The 17,689-nt window shown below is 71.2% G+C and carries 15 protein-coding genes; 7 read left to right on the top strand and 8 right to left on the bottom strand.

All coding sequences use genetic code 11. The features are described from left to right. Positions 1 to 87 precede the first annotated feature (87 nt). Positions 88 to 1,512 carry a type I glutamate--ammonia ligase gene (gene glnA / locus AMIS_RS06885; RefSeq protein WP_014441482.1) on the top strand — a complete coding sequence of 475 codons (1,425 nt, stop codon included), beginning with the start codon at positions 88 to 90 and terminating at the stop codon, positions 1,510 to 1,512. Positions 1,513 to 1,876: 364 nt separating this feature from the next. Here the strand turns inward: glnA and AMIS_RS06880 are convergent, their stop codons facing one another. The 4 genes from AMIS_RS06880 to mptB form a co-directional block, all read right to left on the bottom strand. Then, a complete protein-coding gene (locus AMIS_RS06880; protein WP_172666566.1) occupies positions 1,877 to 2,518 on the bottom strand; it encodes a YdcF family protein in 642 nt (213 codons plus the stop codon). Positions 2,519 to 2,582: 64 nt separating this feature from the next. Continuing rightward, positions 2,583 to 4,706: an esterase-like activity of phytase family protein gene (locus tag AMIS_RS06875; RefSeq protein ID WP_014441480.1), complete on the bottom strand. Its 2,124-nt coding sequence runs from the start codon at positions 4,704 to 4,706 to the stop codon at positions 2,583 to 2,585. Between the two features lie 9 nt (positions 4,707 to 4,715). Beyond that, positions 4,716 to 5,834 carry a glycosyltransferase 87 family protein gene (locus tag AMIS_RS06870; protein WP_014441479.1) on the bottom strand — a complete coding sequence of 373 codons (1,119 nt, stop codon included), beginning with the start codon at positions 5,832 to 5,834 and terminating at the stop codon, positions 4,716 to 4,718. Next, on the bottom strand, positions 5,761 to 7,167 hold the full coding sequence (mptB, locus tag AMIS_RS06865) for a polyprenol phosphomannose-dependent alpha 1,6 mannosyltransferase MptB (RefSeq protein WP_014441478.1): 1,407 nt from the start codon (positions 7,165 to 7,167) through the stop codon (positions 5,761 to 5,763). Before mptB ends, AMIS_RS06870 begins: the two co-directional genes overlap by 74 nt. A gap of 57 nt (positions 7,168 to 7,224) precedes the next feature. Between mptB and AMIS_RS06860 the strand changes: the two genes are divergently transcribed. Continuing rightward, positions 7,225 to 8,796: a hypothetical protein gene (locus AMIS_RS06860; RefSeq protein WP_014441477.1), complete on the top strand. Its 1,572-nt coding sequence runs from the start codon at positions 7,225 to 7,227 to the stop codon at positions 8,794 to 8,796. A 6-nt stretch (positions 8,797 to 8,802) separates the two neighbouring features. Here AMIS_RS06860 and AMIS_RS06855 read toward each other — a convergent pair whose 3' ends face one another. Further along, positions 8,803 to 8,997 carry a hypothetical protein gene (locus AMIS_RS06855; RefSeq protein WP_014441476.1) on the bottom strand — a complete coding sequence of 65 codons (195 nt, stop codon included), beginning with the start codon at positions 8,995 to 8,997 and terminating at the stop codon, positions 8,803 to 8,805. 84 nt (positions 8,998 to 9,081) lie between these two features. On the opposite strand from AMIS_RS06855, the gene AMIS_RS06850 reads away from it, so the two are divergent. Further along, a complete protein-coding gene (locus AMIS_RS06850; RefSeq protein WP_014441475.1) occupies positions 9,082 to 9,513 on the top strand; it encodes a MarR family winged helix-turn-helix transcriptional regulator in 432 nt (143 codons plus the stop codon). A gap of 547 nt (positions 9,514 to 10,060) precedes the next feature. Beyond that, positions 10,061 to 10,651, top strand: coding sequence for a hypothetical protein (locus AMIS_RS42330; protein ID WP_157434757.1), 591 nt, complete (start codon positions 10,061 to 10,063; stop codon positions 10,649 to 10,651). Here the strand turns inward: AMIS_RS42330 and AMIS_RS06840 are convergent, their stop codons facing one another. Both AMIS_RS06840 and AMIS_RS06835 read right to left on the bottom strand, forming a co-directional pair. Continuing rightward, complete coding sequence (locus tag AMIS_RS06840; protein WP_014441473.1) at positions 10,652 to 13,672, bottom strand: bifunctional [glutamine synthetase] adenylyltransferase/[glutamine synthetase]-adenylyl-L-tyrosine phosphorylase; 3,021 nt, start codon at positions 13,670 to 13,672, stop codon at positions 10,652 to 10,654. It abuts the gene before it with no gap. Beyond that, complete coding sequence (locus AMIS_RS06835) at positions 13,669 to 14,454, bottom strand: type 1 glutamine amidotransferase (protein WP_014441472.1); 786 nt, start codon at positions 14,452 to 14,454, stop codon at positions 13,669 to 13,671. Before AMIS_RS06835 ends, AMIS_RS06840 begins: the two co-directional genes overlap by 4 nt. Before the next feature lie 34 nt (positions 14,455 to 14,488). On the opposite strand from AMIS_RS06835, the gene AMIS_RS06830 reads away from it, so the two are divergent. Continuing rightward, entirely contained in the window at positions 14,489 to 15,442 is a 954-nt protein-coding gene (locus AMIS_RS06830; RefSeq protein ID WP_014441471.1) for a quinone oxidoreductase family protein, read from the top strand. An 88-nt stretch (positions 15,443 to 15,530) separates the two neighbouring features. Here AMIS_RS06830 and AMIS_RS06825 read toward each other — a convergent pair whose 3' ends face one another. Next, positions 15,531 to 15,956 (bottom strand): DUF350 domain-containing protein, encoded by a 426-nt coding sequence (locus AMIS_RS06825; protein WP_014441470.1) that lies wholly within the window; start codon positions 15,954 to 15,956, stop codon positions 15,531 to 15,533. A gap of 192 nt (positions 15,957 to 16,148) precedes the next feature. On the opposite strand from AMIS_RS06825, the gene AMIS_RS06820 reads away from it, so the two are divergent. After that, the gene (locus tag AMIS_RS06820; protein ID WP_014441469.1) at positions 16,149 to 16,757 is read left to right on the top strand and encodes an RNA polymerase sigma factor; all 609 of its coding nucleotides are present in this window, start codon (positions 16,149 to 16,151) and stop codon (positions 16,755 to 16,757) included. A gap of 23 nt (positions 16,758 to 16,780) precedes the next feature. After that, positions 16,781 to 17,554: a hypothetical protein gene (locus tag AMIS_RS40285; protein WP_051041859.1), complete on the top strand. Its 774-nt coding sequence runs from the start codon at positions 16,781 to 16,783 to the stop codon at positions 17,552 to 17,554. Positions 17,555 to 17,689 lie beyond the last annotated feature (135 nt).

Genomic DNA, 17,689 nt, shown 5'->3' with positions numbered 1-17,689 from the left:
GCAACCGCCGACCCATAACGTCGCGACCAGCCTTGCCAGGTGGCGGCCCATGCCGCCCGGTATCGGAAAACTGTGCCAGGAGGACGTGTGTTCGCCAATCCCGAGGAACTCCTGCGATACCTCAAAGACGAGGACGTCAAGTTCGTCGACGTACGGTTCTGTGACCTCCCGGGTGTGATGCAGCACTTCAACATCCCGGTCGAGTCGTTCGACGACAGTGTGGTGACCGACGGCCTCGCCTTCGACGGGTCCTCGATCCGCGGCTTCCAGGCCATCCACGAGTCCGACATGATGCTGCTGCCCGACGTCGCCACGGCGTTCGTCGACCCGTTCCGCATCCAGAAGACTCTCGCCCTCAACTTCTTCATCCACGACCCGTTCACCCGCGAGGCCTACTCGCGTGACCCGCGGAACGTGGCGAAGAAGGCCGAGGCGTACCTGGCTTCCAGTGGCATCGCCGACACCGCCTACTTCGGCGCCGAGGCGGAGTTCTACATCTTCGACTCGATCCGTCACGAGACCTCGGCGCACCAGGCGTACTACTACATCGACTCGATCGAGGGCGCCTGGAACAGCGGCCGCGAGGAAGAGGGCGGCAACCGCGGTTACAAGACCGCGTACAAGGGCGGCTACTTCCCGGTCTCCCCGGTCGACCACTACTCCGACCTGCGTGACGCCATGGTGCGCCGCCTGATCGACACCGGCTTCACCGTCGAGCGCTCGCACCACGAGGTCGGCACCGCGGGCCAGGGCGAGATCAACTACAAGTTCTCGACGCTCCTGCACGCCGGCGACCAGATGCAGCTGTTCAAGTACATCATCAAGAACACCGCGTGGGAGCACGGCAAGACGGCGACGTTCATGCCGAAGCCGCTCTTCGGCGACAACGGCTCGGGCATGCACACCCACCAGAGCCTCTGGCTGGCCGGCGAGCCGCTGTTCTACGACGAGACCGGCTACGCGGGCCTGTCCGACACCGCCCGGTGGTACATCGGTGGCCTGCTGCACCACGCGCCGTCGCTGCTGGCGTTCACCAACCCGACCGTCAACTCCTACCGGCGCCTGGTGCCCGGCTACGAGGCTCCGGTCAACCTGGTCTACTCGCAGCGCAACCGCTCCGCCTGCACCCGCATCCCGGTGACCGGCAGCAACGCCAAGGCGAAGCGCGTCGAGTTCCGCGTGCCGGACCCGTCGTCGAACCCGTACCTGGCGTTCTCCGCCCAGATGATGGCGGGCCTCGACGGCATCAAGAACAAGATCGAGCCGCCGGCGCCGATCGACAAGGACCTGTACGACCTGCCGCCGGAGGAGTGGGGCAGCGTCAAGCAGGTGCCGGGCTCGCTCGACGCGGTGCTCAACTCGCTCGAGGCCGACCACGAGTTCCTCACCGCCGGTGGCGTCTTCACCGACGACCTGATCTCCACGTGGATCGACTACAAGCGCACCAACGAGATCGACCCGGTCCGGCTGCGCCCGACCCCGCACGAGTTCGAGATGTACTACAACGTCTAGTGACGACCAGCAGGTTCGCCTGTTGATCTGATCGTGCGCACGACGCCAGGAACGGCGGTCATGCTCGGCTCCCAGCCGACGTGGCCGCTGTTTCGCGTCAGCCGACCGCACCGGGCGCTCGATCCGGCTGGCCCGTTCGAGCGCCGGGCAGCGAGCCGCGAGCCGTAGCCCACGCAGGTCTCCCGCCATGATTACCTGGCTAAGCAACGGCCGGGCGCTCCGAGCCGTAGACGACGACGGCTAACCCGGCTTGATCACATGGCTGGGCTACGGCCGGGTGCTGCGAGCCGTAGACCATCACGCCTATCCCGGCTCGATCACGTGGCTCAGCTACGGCCGGGCGCCGCCGGGCGGGGAACCGGGGTCAGTGGTAGGTGCGTTTGCCGAGTTGTTCGGCCGTACGCCACAGCAGTTGGGATCTTCGGGTTGCGGTGGTGATTGCCGCCGCTGGATCGGGTGGCAGGCGTGCGCTGATCAGGCGGCTCACCAGCGCGGCCAGCGGGGTTTCGCGAGTGGCGCCGGGAACCACGACCCCGAGGTACGGACGACGCAGCGTGCGCGGCGCCACCACCGACAGGATGCGGCGGAGGTGTCCGCGCTGGGCGACGACGGCCACCGGACGGTCGTCGCCGAAATGGCCCTCGTGCTCGGCGCGGAGCAGGTTCGTCACGGTGTCGACGGAGTGCCGTTCCACCCGGATGACATGTGGTGCTACGCCGGCCTCGATCAGCCAGGCGCGCATCAGGTCGGCTTCGGGCACACCTTGGAAGATCTCACCGGGCGCCTCCGTCGTCGTCCACTGTGTCCCTTTGTGATCGATCGGCGACTTGTACCCGGAGCAGACGATGCGTCCGGGCACGCCCAGGGCGGCGGCCACCCGGCAGCGATCCGCTCCGCCCGGGTTGAGGCCGGCTCCGGTGGCGTCACGCCCGTGACCAGGGACGAGGACATGCGCGACCGAGTCCAGTGTCAGGCCAGGCGTCCCGGGAAGCACCTCGACATCCACGATCCACCAGTGAAGCACGGGCGACATGGCGCCGGCGGAGACACCGGCGCCATGTCGGAGGACGTCAGAGCAGGCGGCCCAGGTTCAGGAAGACGGTTTCGCCGGTGGCGTCGTCGAGGCCGTCGTTGTCGGTGACCGCGTACGTGCGACCGTTACCGGCCACCGCGAGCCCTTCGACCTTGTCCTGCACCCAGCCGTTCGTCGCCTTCAGCTGCGGCAGCAGGTCCTTGCGCAGCTTCTTCGTCACGGTCGGCAGGCCGGTCCACGACGACGGGACGTCGAAGGTGTAGATCTTCTTGACCGCGGCGAGGGTGCCGCGCTGGTTGTCGCGCTCGATCACCGCGAAGGTGTTGCCGTCGACGGCGACCAGCTCGGAGAGGCCGACCCAGCCGGTGGGGGCGGTGTCGAGCGGGTAGAGCAGCCACGACCAGGTCTTCGTGGTGGTGTCGTAACGGCCGATCCGGGCGGTGTTCGCCGGGTCGCCCTTGATGGCGCGCTGGACGGCCACCCAGACGTACTTGCCGGTCTCGGCGACGCCCTCCAGGCCGTTGCTGGTGATCGTGGCGGCGACGTCGGCGGAGAGCGGGATCTCCTCCTGGACGGCTCCGGCGGCGTTGAGGCGCACCAGAAGGTTCGGCGTCGAGGAGGAGCCCTCCACGGCCAGCCAGTAACCGCCGCCCTTGCGAGCCACGAGACCTTCGGCGTCGTACCCGATGGGCTGTCCGTTCTTGGTCACGGTCAGCTGCTTGGAGATCACGCCCTCGGTGGAGAGGGTGAGGATGCGGGTCGGGGTGTAGACCGAATCGGTCACCGAGACCAGCTTGTCCCAGCTGCCCGGGACCGGGGAGAGCGCGGAGAGCGCACCCCACGGGATCGAGGAGGTGGAGGAGATCTGAGTGTCGGAGTCCGGGTTGTCCAGCTTGAAGATCTGGATAGAGCCGCGGATGCCGATCGACGGGTCCTCCTCCTCGCTGGAGACGACGACGAGGTTCCGGTTCGGCACGACGACGACGCCCTCGGGGGCGTTGCTGGTCGGCATGAGCTGTTTGAACTTCGGCTTCGACGGCTTGGAGACGTCGTAGGCGGCGGTGAAGTTGCCGCGCTCCGAGTTCACGAAGACGTACGGGACACCGCCGAGCTTGCCGAACGCGACGTTCTCGACCTCGATGCCCTTGGCGTCGGAGCGCTTGTCCGGGTACTGGCCGTGCTCGACGGCGATGTGCTCGAGGGTGTTGCCGGCGTCCCAGACGACCTTGCCGGTCTTCTTGTTGAAGATCGACCAGCCGCGGGAGCCGCCCTCGTAGTCACCCTCGTTGGCGGTGGCGAACAGGTCGTCGGTGATCCAGGCGACGCCGTCCGGCTCGCGCTTCGCGGTGATCGTGCCGTTCAGCGCAATGGTGTCGTCATCCAGCCTGTCAACACCGCTGACCGTGACGCTTCCAGCGGAGAAGTTGGAAACGACCTTTTTCGAAGCGAGGGAGACGACGGCCAGGTGGTTGTTCTCCTGCAACGACACCACAGCCTCGTCACGGGAGTTGATGCTCACGTACTCGGGCTCGGGGTCGGTCGGCGCAACCTCCGACAGCCCATCGAGCGAGACCTTGGAAACCTTCCAGGTCTTGGTGTCGATCACCGAGAGCCACCCGCCCGGCGCCTGCGGGAGGGCCCCGTCGTTGACGTCCTCGTCGCGCTCGTTCTCGATGGCGACCGCGACGTAGCGACCGCTCGGCGCGACCGCGACCGAGTCCGGCTGACCGCCGAGGTCCAGCTCACGGACGACCTTACGGGTGACCGAGTCGATCACGACGAGCTTGCCGGACGGCTCGGTGAAGCTGGTCCGGGTGTTGACCCCGGCGAGCAGCAGGCGGCCCAGGTGCGCGACCGAGGTGGGCTCGCCGCCGACGCTCAGGACACCGGCGGGCCGCGGCTTGGACGGGTTGGTGATGTCGACGAAGCCGAGGCGCTTGCCGGGGCTGTCGGTGTAGACGACCGTGCGGCCGTCCTCGGTGACGGTGGAGATCTCGGCGGCCGCCGTGTCGTCGATCGACGTGTTCAGGTAGGCGGGGAACGTGGAGAGGCGCTCGAAGCTGTTGGCGTAACCGTGCGCGGCGGCCGCGGTGGGCACGCTGCCGACCGCGGCTACCGCCACTACGGAGACAACCGCCGAGGTGGTACGGCGAATGGACATGGCCACTGACTACGCGATGATCTTGTCCGTCTCGTGGATTTCAGACGAACGGCGGGTGCCGAGGGGTGTCCAGAAGAGCAGAGCCAGGCTGAACCAGACATAAATGTTGCCGCCGAGCAGCTCCAGGGGCGGCCGGGGCCGTTTCTCCCACCACCAGGTGAGGTGGGAGGTCATCAGGACATAACCGGAGATGCCGAGGTACGGGCGGCCGTGGTCGACACAGCGGATCAGCGCCGGCAGCAGCCAGACACAGTGGTGGATCCAGGTGACCGGGCTGATCAGGCAGCCGAGCACGCCGGTGAGGGCCAGCCCGCCGACGACGTCGTCCGGCGACCGGAAGACCCGCCATCCCCAGGCCGCGAGCGTCGCCAGCACGCAGACCAGCCAGACCTTGGACTCCACGGTCTCGATCGGCAACCGGGCCAGCAGCCCTCGCTCGGACTGGTTGGACAGGTAGTAGAGCAGCCCCACCCGGTTGGTGTCCCACAGCGCCGACGTCCAGAATTCCCGGGACTCGTCCGGGAAGAGCGCCCCGGCCAGCAGCGTCGCCCCGGCCGCCGAGCCGATCGCCGTGGCGAGCGCCCGCCAGCGCCGGGTGACCAGCAGATAGAGGATGAAGACGCCGGGGGTCAGTTTGATCGCCACGGCCAGGCCGATGCCCACGCCCGCCCACTTCCGCCCGCGCGCCACGCCGAAGATCATGTCGGCGGTGACAAGCGTGAGCAGCAGCACGTTCACCTGTCCGAAGGTGATCGTCTCGCGGACCGGCTCGAAGAGCAGCGCCAGGCAGACCGCCGCGCCGAACCCGATCCGTTTGACGATCGACCCGCCCAGCCACTTCACCAGCAGCACCGTGGTCCCGACCGTGGCCAGCGTCGCGATGATCGCAACCGCGAGGATCGGCAGGTACGCCATCGGGGCCATGACCAGGCCGGCGAAGGGCGGATAGGTGAATCCGTACGGCGTCCCCGGTCGCAGGAAGTCGTAGACCATGCCACCGTCGCGGAACCAGTACTGGACCGCGCCGTGGTAGACCTTGGAGTCGAAGAACTCGTTACGGAGCCCGGTGAGGACGATCGCCCCCACCGTGAGCAACACCAGGCCGACGAGGGTTATTTTTCGCTTCATGCAGGACTTTCCACGCTAGAAAACCGGCGAGCACGGTCATGCCGACGGCACCCTGCGCCTTGGTGACGAGGGCCAGGTTGTACCCGTCCGGCAGGCAGAGAGCAGCCGCCACCGCGCACGGGGCGACCAGCCAGCGGGTCTCGGTGCGCAGCGTCGCGGCGAGCACGGCGAGCGGCCAGATCGCGTACCAGGGATGGAACACCGGGGCGAGCAGGACCGTCGCGGCCAGGGCCAGCCCGGCGTGATGCAGGGGGGAACGGGTCAGGGCGCGTACCCAGAGCACCACGAGGACCACGGCCAGCGTGATCACTCCCAGCACCCGGGTCACCGGCACGGCGCTCGGCACGCCGAGCAGCTCCAGGGTGAGGCCGACCGCGGTGGGTGGCGAGGTCCACTGCACCGACACGCCACTTCCGGACAGGGCCGTCACCCAGCCGAGACCGAGGCCGGCGACCAGCGAGACGCCCGCGAGCGCCGCCAGGGCCGATCCGCCGAGCGCCAGGACCCGCTGCCACAGGCGGCCGGGCAGGAGCAGCAGCGCGAACGGCAGCACCACCACGGCCGTCGCCTTCACCCCGACGGCGAGCCCGAGGAGAACGCCCGCAGCGACCATTTTCGGCCAAGTGGTAGCGGCCTGGGCGACTGTCAGGCCCGCCACGATGAGCGCGATCATGACCGCGTCGTTGTGCGCACCGGAGATCAGGTGAATGGGCACGAGCGGACACGCCAGCACCAACCAGACCGCCCGCTCCGGCGGCACACCGGCGCGCCGGGCCAGCACCGGGAGGCACCAGCCGATCACCGCGACGCCGATCACCGCGATCAGCCGCAGCAGCGCGACGGTCAACGGGAGCGAGCCGCCGCCGAGCTTCGCGGCCAGCGCCGCCAGCACGAGAAACACCGGGCCGTAGGGCGCCGGCGTCTGCCGCCAGGTCGGCGAGACGGCGTCCGGCCAGGGGCAACCCAAAAGATCAAGACCGCCCTGGTACGGGTCGAGACCCGCCGCCTGCTGCCACCCCTGACAGGCGTACGAGTAGACGTCGTAGCTCGCCAGTGGCAGGAACGGCAGCAGTGGCGCCGCCCAGAGGGCCGCCGTCACGAATGCCCACCGCACCGACGGGACGTGCCGGCGCCCGGCCCACCACGCGCCGATCAGCAGCAGCGTCCCGACCAGCCAGCTGACCGGGAGCAGCACCCCGTTCGCACCCGCGAAGATGGTGCCCGGCGTCACGTTCGGTTTCCACGGGCTGGAGGCGCCGCCGAGCCAGGCGGCCACCGCCAGCAGCAGACTGCCTGCCAGTCCCGCGTATCGGACGAGGAACGGACGGGGCATGGCGAAGACCCTACCGTGACAGGCTGCTACCTATGAGAAACCGGTAGGGTCAGCGGGATGTGGGCCCGGCACCGGCTGGAGTGGATCACCGCGCTGGTGGCGGCGATCCTCGGCGTCGTCTACCTGATGCTCCCCCGGATGGGCTCGGACCTGGCCGCCCAGGTGGCGCGCGCCGACTTCTTCGCCGGGCACGGCTTCACCCCGGTCGACCTGCGCTGGTACGCGGGTGTCGAGCAGTTCGGCTACAGCCTGGTGTCACAGCCGGTGATGGTCCTGCTCGGCGTGCGCGTGACGGGCGTGCTCACCCTGGTGGTGGGCTCGGTGCTGCTCGCCGTGCTGTTCCGGCGGACCGGAGCGGCCCGGCCGTGGCTCGGCGCCGCCTTCGGGACGGCCGGGTTCGCCGGAAACCTGGTGAGCGGGCGGGTGACGTACGGGATCGGGGTCTGTTTCGCCATCGCCGCGCTGGTCCTGCTCACCGTGCCGAGGCTGCGCCGCCTCGCGGCGCTCGCGGCGTTCCTGGCCGGCGCGTCGAGCCCGGTCGCCGGCCTCTTCACCGGGCTCGCCGGGGTGGCGCTGATGCTGGACCGGCGCCGGCGCGACGGGCTGTTGCTGGCCGTGCTGGCCGCCGTCCCGCTGGCGCTGATCTCGCTGCTCTTCGGTGACGGCGGGTGGATGAACATCAGCCGCACCGACACCATCCGCGCGGTGGTGACCGGCCTGGTCGTGGCCGCGCTGGTGCCGATCCGCGCGGTGCGGGCCGGCGCGCTGCTCTCCTCGGCCGGGGTGCTCGCCGCCGCTCTGGTCCACACGCCGGTCGGGCTGAACGCGACACGTCTCGCGGTGATGTTCGGCATTCCGGTCCTGGCCGCCTATGCGATCCCGGACGCCGGTAAGAAGATCCCGGACGCCGGTAAGAAACAGCACGCCGGGATTCTTGTCGCCCTGCTCGCGGCGATGGTCTGGTGGCAGCCGCCGGTGGTGATCGACGACGTGCGGGACATCGGGAACCCGACGGCCGACCCCGCCTACTTCCAGCCGCTGCGCGACCGGCTCGCCGCCGAGGGCCTGACCGGACGAGTGGAGATCCCGCCGACCCGGGCCTACTGGGAGGCCGCCTCGATGGGTGACGTGCCGCTGGCCCGGGGCTGGCTGCGGCAGGCCGACATCGACCGGAACCCGCTCTTCTTCACCACCGTGCCGGGCGCGCTCGGCACGGGCGTCGAACTGACCGCGGCCAGCTACCAGCAGTGGCTGGACGAGCAGGCCGTCGCGTTCGTGGCGGTGCCGGACGCGGAACTGGCCTGGCCGGGACGGGCCGAGGCGCGGCTGGTGACGGGTGGTCTGCCGTACCTGTCACTGGTCTGGACCGACGCCCACTGGCGCCTGTACGCGGTGACCGGCGCCCGCCCGCTCGTCACCGCGCCGGCCGTGCTGGTCCGGCAGGACGCCGCCTCGGTGGTCTTCGACGTCCCGGCCGCCGGCTCCGGCGGCACGGACGTGCTCGTGCGGGTGCGGCACCACCGTTCGCTGACCGCCTCGGGCGGGGCCGCGGTGGCAGCCGAGGGGCGGTGGACCCGGGTACGCGTGCCGGGCCCCGGCCGTTACACGCTCAGCAGCAGCCTGATCTGACGCCGGTCAGCGGCGGGCGGCCTTGCGGCGCTCGCGCTGCTCCCGGGTGTAGCGCTTGCGGTTCTCCAGGTCACGTTTCCACTGCTCCCGGGCCTCCGCGTCGCAGCCCTGCACGGCGCCCTTGGTCTGGGCGGGCCCGATCAGCGACCGGAAGGCCCAGTCGTCGAACGTCCGGTGGAACCAGTCCGAGAACTTCGACACGACGCTCGCCTCCGAAGGTTTGCAGTCCAATGGTTGGTGCGCTAACTATTGGTAGAGTAGCCGGTGACCTGAGGAGAAACGCAAGTGAGTGATGACCCCCTGGCTCTGGAGCAACAGGTCTGCTTCGCGCTGTCGGTCGCCGCCCGCAGCGTGGTGGCGATCTACCGCCCGCTGCTCGAGCCGATGGGTCTGACCCACCCTCAGTACCTGGTGATGCTCGCCCTCTGGCAGCACGCCCCGCTCTCGGTGCGCCGGCTCAGCGAGCTGCTGCAGCTCGACCCCGGGACCCTCTCCCCGTTGCTGAAGCGGCTGGAGGCGATCGGCTATCTGCGGCGTGAGCGGGACCCGGCCGACGAGCGCAGCCTGGCGATCACGCTGACCGAGCGGGGCCGGGCGTTGCGGGCCGACGCCGAGCGCATTCCCCCGGCCGTCGTCGAGCGCCTCGGCATGCCGCTCGAAGAATTGAGAAACGTTCACGCCGCGCTCACCCGGGTAATTGCCGCCGCCGCTCGCTGAAATTGATTCGCGAATCGGCTGGTAATCCGTCACCCGGGTCGGTTGATCGGCGGAAACGTCACCCGTAGCGACGTTTCCACAGCTTCCCGCAACGCGATTCACTGAAGTTCCTGACTGGTCTTTCCAGAAAGAACGGCGCATGTGGATCTGCGGCAACTGTGGCGAGACGAACGACGGCGTTCCCGACGTCTGCGACACGTGCGGGCGCCCGGCGCGGAGCACCGAGCCGACCCGGTGGGACGCGCTCCCCCCGCTTCCGGCGCGATGGGAACCCCGGAACGCGCCCGGATTCCGGGACGAGCCACCCGCACCACGAAACGCCCCGCCCCAGGTGGCCGCGGCCCGCCCCTGGACGGCCATACCGAAGAAAAGTGACCAGCCGAAGAGAAGCGACCAGCCGAAGAGAAGCGACCAGCCGAAGAAAGGCGATCAGCCGGAGGAGACCGAGCGCGCCTGGCCCCCACCCGCCGAACCGCAGGCGGCCTGGATTCCCGAACCGGCCGACAGTCCCGGACCGACGCCCCACCGGCGGCTGCTCCCCCGGCGCGTGCTCCCCGCCGTACCGATCGTGGTGCTGATCGCCGCCCTGGCCGCCGCCGCCGTCCTCGGCGGCCCACGGCTGCTGGAGTCCACCGGCGACGCGCCGACCCGCGCCGAGCAGGCGACCGTCCAGGGACCGCCGGCACTGGAACGCACCCGCCGGCCGGAGAAGGCCGAGAAGGCGGAGAAGGCGGAGAAGCTGGTCACGGTCGAGGCCGACGTGACACACCCGCGCGCCGCGGCGGTCGTCGCGATGCTGGAGACCTACTTCACCGGGATCAACGCGAAGGACTACGCACGGGTCGCCTCGGTGCTCGACCCGGACGGCGAGCTCGACCCGGACGATCCGAACCAGATGGCTCGGTTCACCGACGGGACGGCGACCGCCAAGGACTCCGCCGTGGTGCTGCGCGACCTGACCGACCTGGGTGCCGGGCTGCTCGGCGCGGACGTGACGTTCCGCAGCGAGCAGGAGCGCGGCGACGGGCCGGACGGGCGCCTCGACGAGACCTGCACCGACTGGCGGGTCAGCTACACGATCAGCACCGACGGCGGTTACCGCATTCTGCGGGGCGAAGCCACCTCCGCGAAGTGCTGATCAGGACTCCAGGACGCGTTCCATGGCGGCCCGGGACCGCCGGGTCAGCCGCAGGTACCGGTCGACGAACTCTCCCGGGTCACCGCCGCCCAGCAGGAGCACCGCGCCCGCCAGCTCGGCCCCGTGCCGGGGCAGCTGATCGGTGGGCCGGCCGCGGACCAGCGTGAGCGCGTTGCGCACCTGGGCCGCCAGGGTCCAGCCGGCCGCCATCTCGGTGGCGTCCCCCCGGTCCACCAGCCCGGCCTCGCACTCCGCCTCGAGCGCCTCCTTCGTCCTGGTCTTGCGCAGTTCCGGCGCGGCGTGGGCGTGCCGCAGCTGCAGCAGCTGCACCGCCCACTCGACGTCGGTCAGACCGCCACGGCCCAGCTTCGTGTGCGTGTTCGGGTCCGCGCCGCGAGGCAGCCGCTCGGTCTCCACCCGCGCCTTGATCCGGCGGATCTCGACGACCTGCTCCCGGGTGAGCCCGCCGGACGGGTAGCGGACCCCGTCGGCCAGCTCCTCGAACTCGGCGCCCAGCGACGCGTCGCCGCAGACGAACCGGGCCCGCAGCAGCGCCTGCGCCTCCCACACCTTCGACCAGCGCGCGTAGTACTGCTGGTAGGCCTGCAGGCTGCGGACCAGCGGACCCTGCCGGCCCTCCGGGCGCAGATCGGCGTCGACGCCGAGGGGCGGGTCCGGCGCCGGTGCCTGCAGCAGCCGCCGCAGCTCCTCGGCGATCGCGTGCGCGGCGGCGCTGGCCCCGCTGTCCGCCGAGCCCGGCGGCGGGGAGAAGACGAAGAGCACGTCGGCGTCGGAGGGGTAACTCATCTCGTACCCGCCGAGGCGGCCCATCCCGATGATCGCGAACCGGAGGCCGTCCGGGCCCGGCTTGGACCGGCGGGCGATCCGCAGGGCCGCGCCGAGCGTCGCGTCGGTGACGTCGGAGAGGGCCGCGCCGATCGCGTCGACGTCCAGCGGGCGGTCCGGGGCCAGGTCGTCGCCGTGGCTCAGGATGTCGGCGCAGGCGATCCGGAACAGCTCCCGCCGGCGCAGCGCGCGGACCGCGCCGATCGCCTTGATCGGATCGCTGTGCCGGTCGGCGGCCGCCGCGAAGCCGTCCAGCAGCGCCTGGCGGGGCCGGGGCTGCAGCTCGCCGTCGTCGGCGAGCAGGCGCAGCGCTTCCGGGTCGCGGGTGAGCAGGTCGGTCGCGTACCGGGAAAGGCTGAGCACCCGGGCCAGACGGCGGGCGACCGGGCCGCCGTCGCGCAACAACCGCAGGTACCACGGGGTGCTGCCCAGCTTGTCGGAGACCTGCCGGTAGCTGAGCAGGCCCCGATCCGGTTCGGGGGCGTCGGCGAAGTCCTGCAGCAACATCGGCAGCAGCGTGCGCTGGATCGCGGCAGTCCGGGTGACGCCGCCGGTCAGCGACTCCAGGTGCCGCAGCGCACCGGCCGGGTCGGCGAAACCGAGGATCTCCAGGCGATTGCGCGCCGACTCGGTCGTCATCCGCAGCTCTTCGGCCGGCACCCGGGCCACCGCTTCGAGCAGCGGCTGATAGAGCAGCTTCACGTGCAGCCGGCGGACGTTCGCAGCGTGGCCGACCCAGTCCGACCGGAACGCCTCGACCGCGTCCCGGCCCGGCATCGCGGTGTAGCCGAGCGCGGCCGCGAGCCAGCGCAGACCCGCCGCATCGTCCGGCACGGTGTGCGTACGTTTGAGCTGTTGCAGTTGCAGCCGGTGCTCGACGCCGCGGAGGAACCGGTACCCGCGCAACAGCGTCTCCCCGTCCTGCCGGCCCACGTAACCACCGGTGACCAGGGCCCGCAGCGCCGGCAGCGTCCCCGGCGCCCGCAGCGTCTCGTCCACCCGCCCGTGCACGAGCTGCAGCAGCTGCACCGCGAACTCGATGTCCCGCAGCCCGCCCGGACCGCGCTTGATCTCGCGGTCCACTTCTTTCGCCGGCACGTTGTCGATGATCTTGCGGCGCATGTCGCGGACGTCGGCCACGGCTTCCGGGCGCTCCGCCGCGTGCCAGACCAGCGGCGCCAGGTCGGCCAGCCAGGCCTGCGCGAGGGCCAGGTCACCGGCGGCCGGCCGGGCTTTCAGCAGCGCCTGGAACTCCCAGGTCCGCGCCCACCGCCGGTAGTAGGCCTGATGACTGGCGAGCGTGCGGACCAGCGGGCCACGGCTGCCCTCCGGGCGCAGCGCCGCGTCCACCGGCCAGGCGACCAGACCGCAGATCTCGATCAGCCGGGCCGCCACGGTGGTGCCGGCGGTCAAATCCTCGTCGCCGGCGGCCACGAAGATCACATCGACGTCGGAGACGTAGTTCAGCTCGTTGCCGCCGCACTTGCCCATCGCCACCACCGCGAGACGCGGCTCCGGCGTCCCCTCCGGCAGACCGGCCACCGCTATCGCATAAGCCGCCGCGAGCGTCTCGTCGGCCAGCCGGGACAGCGCGGCCATCGTCGGCTCCAGGCCGCGGCCGCCGGTCAGGTCCGCGGCGGCGATCCGCAGGAGCGAGATCCGGTACGCGGTACGCAACGCCGGCACCGTCGGCGGCCCGTCACCCATCGAGTCGTCGAGGGCGAGCCGGCCCTCGGCGTCCGGCGGCAGCCCGGTCTTGCCGGTGGCGAGCGTCCGCCACTCGTCGGGATTGGCCACCAGGTGATCGCCGAGCGCGGCCGAGGCGCCGAGCACGGCCACCAGCCGCCGTTTCAGGCCCTGGTCGCGCTGGAGCGCACCGAGCAGCTCCTCGGTGGCGGTGTTGTGCACCAGGGCGCTGCCCGGACCGGCGACCCGGTTGCCGTTGCTGCGCTCGGCGGCCCGGCCGGCCGAGTCGGCGAGCCGGTGCAGCTGGCGCAGCGCGAGGTTCGGATCGGCGCTCTTGGAGAGCGCGTCGAGCAGGTCGGCAGCCGCCGTGTCGGCGGGTGCGTGCGCCTCGGCGTCCCACAGCCGGAGCCCCTCCGCGCCGAGCAGGTCGGTGGCGCGGATCCCGTTGTCGGCGAAGCCGTACCGGGCGAGCCGGCTGGGCCTGGTCATTGGCCCAGCAGCGGCAGGGTCCGGGCGGTCCCCGGGTTCGGTATGTCGGCGTCCGGCAGCGTGCCGAGGGCCAGCGCGGCGAACCGCTGCGCGAACGGCTGCCAGACCTCCTCGACGTCGGCGAGCGCGTCCGCCGTGGCGAGCACCACCGACTCCGGGTCGTAACCGAGCTCGTCCAGCGTGGCGGCGTCGGCGCGGGCCCAGGACTCGATCATCGCGGCGTCGCACTCGATGTGGAACTGGGTGCCCCATGCCCGATCGCCGATCCGGAACGCCTGATTCGGGTACCGGCTGGAGGCAGCGAGCAGCACCGCGCTCATCGGCAGATCGGCGATCTCGTCCCGATGCCACTGGATCACGTCGGGCATCAGCGGCATCCACCTGAAGAGCGGATCGGTGTCGGCCGCGTCCCGCTTGCCGACCAGGCCCGGACCGATCTCCGGACCGGCGTCGCCGAGCCGCACCCGGCCACCGTGCGCGGCGGCCAGCAACTGCCCGCCGAGGCAGAGCGCGAGGGTGGGCACGCGGTAGCGCACCGCCTTGCGCAACAGCCCTTCCAGGGCGGGGAACCACGGCGCGCCGGGAACACCCGACTCATCCGCGTACGCGTTCTGGTCGCCGCCCAGCACGATCAGGGCGATGAACCCGTCGAGCGTCTCGGGCACCGCGTCGCCGGCATGCGGCCGGAGCACGGTGAGCTCCAACCCGGCCTCGGTCAGCCAATCGCCGAGCCGCCGGAGGTCGTCGCTGGGGTCGTTCTCGATGACTAGTGCGCTGCCCACCCGTCGAGGCTATCGGGTCCTGTTTGATGAAGACATGCTCGCCGCAGTGATCACCGCGTTCGGCGGCCCCGGCGTGTTCGCGCTGGACGAGATCGCCGAGCCGGCGCCCGGCCCGGACACCGGGATCGTCGACGTGACGCTGGCCGGGGTGAACTACGCCGACGTCCACCGGCGGCGCGGTGAGCACGAACAACCGCCACTCCCGGCCGTGCTCGGCGCCGACGTCGTCGGGCGGCGGCGGGCCGACGGCCGGCGGGTGGCCGCGCTGCTGCCCGCCGGGGGCGGGTACGCGCAGGTCGCCGCCCCGCTGCGCCGGCACACCGTGCCGGTGCCGGACGCGGTCACCGACGAGCAGGCCCTCGCCGTGCTGGAACAGGGGCTGACCGCCTGGCACAGCCTGCACACACTCGGCCGGGTCGACGGCGACGATCTGGTCGTGGTGACGGCCGGCGCGGGCGGGGTGGGCCACCTCGCGGTGCAGCTGGCCCGCTGGGCCGGCGCCCGGGTGGTGGCGCTCGCCTCGTCGCCGTCGAAACGGGCGGCCGCGGTGGAGCTCGGCGCGCACGCGGCGGTCGACTCCCGGCATCCCGACCTGGGCTCGGCGGTGCGCCAGGCCCTCGGCGCGGCGCCGACGCTGGTGCTGGACAGCGTCGGGGGCGAGACGTTCGAACGGCTGCGGGCTGCGCTGGCGCCCTTCGGGCGGATCGTGGCGTACGGCGGAGCCAGTGACGTGAGCACCACGGTGGCCGTGGACGATCTGATGACGGCTTCGACCGGGGTGCTCGGGTTCCGGCTGCAGCGGGTCCTGGACGACGAAGAGATCTTCGCCTCCAGTGCCGCGCGGCTGTTCCACCTGGCCGGGCGGGGTGTGCTGCGAGCCCGGATCGGCGGGCGCTACCCGCTCGGCGCGGTCGGGCAGGCCCACGCCGACCTGGAGGGCCGGTCCACCACCGGCAAGCTGGTGATCGACGTGCACAGATTCGGCTGAAATCCTCGGGGACCGGGGGCTGACCCCGTACCCGGGAAGGGGCAGGCGCCGGAGCGCCTGCCGCAACCACCGTCAGGAAATCGGACCGTCAGGAAATGCAGGCGCAGACGATCAGGGCCGCGCCGAAGTGGGACGCGGCGCTCACCAGCGCGCCGCCGTGACGCTCCGGGGTGCAGATGACCTCACCGAGCTTGCCCGGCGTCATCCAGTCCAGGACGAGGAAGGCGAGGCCCATGATGCCGATGCCCACCAGACCGAAAAGGACCGTCGAGGCGAGGCCTTCGGCGAACGATTCGTAGCTGGTGAAGATGGCGGTGAACACGATCGCCGAGATGCCCAGCTGGTTCGCGGCCAGCAGCAGCGACGCGTTGGGGTTGCGCTCGACGAAAATCAGGTCTTTGAGCTTGCCCGGGGTCAGCAGGTCGATCAGCAAGTAGCCGACCGCCATGAGGCCGATGCCGACCAGACCGAAAACGATGCTCCGTCCGGCGCCCTCAAGCAGGTCTTCCAGCACGGCTTCTCCCTTGTCGCACGATGTCAGCACCCGACCGTATCGGAGACGATCTACCACGTCTTCAGGCGCGGCGGGATTTTCTCCCCCGGAGTGGCTGTGACACATTTTCGCGGCCCGGCGCTGTAACCACGGGAGCCCTCCTGCCCTGGTGAGCTCCGGACAGTGCTGGACGGGGAGAGGCGCGGAGGTCGCATGCTGGCACCGGGGGAGCTCGACGCTGTGGTGCGCGCCGCGCAGTCCGGCGACGAGAACGCGTTCCGGCAGCTCTACCGCCTGCAGCAACCGGCGCTGCTCCGCTATCTGCGAGTGCTCGTCGGCGACGACGCGGAGGACGTGGCGTCGGAGGCGTGGCTGCAGATCGCCCGTGACCTGCACTCCTTCAAAGGTGACGGCGACGGGTTCCGGGGCTGGACCGCGACGATTGCCCGGCACCGGGCCATGGACCTGCTGCGCGCCCAGCGCCGGCGTCCGCAGCCCTCCGGGCCGGCCGACGACTATCTGGCCGAGATGCGCGCCGACGACGACACCGCCGACCGGGCGCTGGAGATGGTCACCACCGACGCCGCGCTGGCCCTGATCGCGAGCCTCCCCCAGGAGATGGCCGAAGCGGTGATGCTGCGCGTCGTCGTCGGCCTCGACGCCAAGACCACCGGGCGGATCCTGGGACGCCGGGCCGGCGCGGTCCGCACCGCCGCCTACCGCGGTCTGCGCCAGCTCGCACATCGGCTGAGCGTGCCTGAGCAGCGCAAACCCCCGCCGGTGACACATCTGGCGGCGCCGGCGCTGAAGGAGATGAGATGAGCAGCCCCGAGAGAGGAGGCCCGATGGACCGGAAGACCGCGGAGAGTTTGCTGCGCGGCGGCGTGCCCGGGCATCCCGTGGCGGAGGTGCTGTCCGCGGCGAAGGCGCCCGCCACCGAGCGGGAACTGGCCGGCGAGGCCGCGGCGATGGCCGCGTTCCGGTCCGCTGTCGCCGCTCCGGCGGCGGCCCGGGGGAGGCCGATGCTCAGGTTCCTCAGCTTCAAGGTGGCGGCGGCCGCGTTCGCCACCACGGCTACCGTCGGCGGGGTGGCGGTCGCCGCGTCCACCGGGAGCCTGCCCAGCCCGATCTTCGCGTCCTCGTCGGCCAAGCCGTCGCCGTCGTCACCGTCGCCCTCGCCGTCCTCGCCGTCACCGTCCTCGCTGTCGCCGTCCTCGTCGTCACCGTCCTCGCCGCGCGCCTTCTCGCCGCGTCCGAAGGTGTCGCCGTCGACGAAGCCGCCGTCGTCCGCGAAGCCCCGGGCCGACCTCGCCGGCCTGTGCCGCGAGTTCGACGGACGGGACCGGGACGGGCGCAGCCGGGCGCTGAACGACGACCGGTTCGGTGAGCTGATCGAGCGGGCCGGCCGGCGGGAGCGGGTGGAGCGCTTCTGCAGCGAATTCCGCAGGCCGCGGGCCGGGTTTTCCGCGACGCCGCAGTGGCCGGGCGACGGCGGCACCTATGGCGGCTCTGATGGCGGACCCGACGGCGGATCCAACGGCAGCTCTGATGGCGGATCCGACGGCGGTCTCAACGGCGGATCCGACAGCGGCTTCGAGCGGGACCGCCACGGAAGATGAGAGCCGGCACCCGGTGGATCGGATCAGGGGAACGGGCGATCCATCGGGTGCCCCAACGGTCGGCTGACAACGGGGTCGCCCCCACCCCAGCGCAGGCAGCCGAACCAGTCAGGCGGCGGTGATCCTCACTCTCCA

Origin of the sequence: Actinoplanes missouriensis 431 (assembly GCF_000284295.1) — a bacterium.
Classification (GTDB): Bacteria; Actinomycetota; Actinomycetes; order Mycobacteriales; family Micromonosporaceae; genus Actinoplanes; species Actinoplanes missouriensis.
The sequence above is the reverse complement of the archived record's forward strand: the minus strand, read 5'-3'. Positions and strand labels throughout refer to the sequence as shown.

Bases quoted from the DNA above. Each gene is read 5' to 3' on its own strand.
- AMIS_RS06875 (WP_014441480.1), bottom strand. From the start codon at position 4,706: ATGTCCATTCGCCGTACCACCTCGGCGGTTGTCTCCGTAGTGGCGGTA.
- mptB (WP_014441478.1), bottom strand. From the start codon at position 7,167: ATGCCCCGTCCGTTCCTCGTCCGATACGCGGGACTGGCAGGCAGTCTG.
- AMIS_RS06870 (WP_014441479.1), bottom strand. From the start codon at position 5,834: ATGAAGCGAAAAATAACCCTCGTCGGCCTGGTGTTGCTCACGGTGGGG.
- AMIS_RS06830 (WP_014441471.1), top strand. From the start codon at position 14,489: ATGCTCGCCGCAGTGATCACCGCGTTCGGCGGCCCCGGCGTGTTCGCG.
- AMIS_RS06840 (WP_014441473.1), bottom strand. From the start codon at position 13,672: ATGACCAGGCCCAGCCGGCTCGCCCGGTACGGCTTCGCCGACAACGGG.
- AMIS_RS06860 (WP_014441477.1), top strand. From the start codon at position 7,225: ATGTGGGCCCGGCACCGGCTGGAGTGGATCACCGCGCTGGTGGCGGCG.
- AMIS_RS40285 (WP_051041859.1), top strand. From the start codon at position 16,781: ATGGACCGGAAGACCGCGGAGAGTTTGCTGCGCGGCGGCGTGCCCGGG.
- AMIS_RS06820 (WP_014441469.1), top strand. From the start codon at position 16,149: ATGCTGGCACCGGGGGAGCTCGACGCTGTGGTGCGCGCCGCGCAGTCC.